General features: G+C 45.8%; 1 protein-coding gene. It reads left to right on the top strand.

Translation table 11 applies throughout. The features are described from left to right. Positions 1-216: hypothetical protein (locus ACZ267_RS13115; protein ID WP_463680372.1), on the top strand; the 216-nt coding region annotated here is incomplete at both ends.

Below are 216 nucleotides of genomic sequence, written 5' to 3'. Positions count from 1 at the left end.
TGATGTAGAGTCAGATGCACTTGTTGACGCTGAGTCGCTTGCGCTTACTGACGCTGAGTCAGATGCACTTACTGATGTAGAGTCAGATGCACTTACTGATGCTGAATCAGATGCACTTACTGACGCTGAGTCAGATGCGCTTGTTGACGCACTTTGTGAATTAGCTGTACTTGTTGACGCACTTTGTGAATTAGCTGTACTTGTTGACGCACTTTG

The organism is Staphylococcus sp. AC872 (assembly GCF_979255425.1).
Note: the sequence above shows the minus strand (reverse complement) of the source record. Positions and strands in the feature narration are given on the sequence as shown.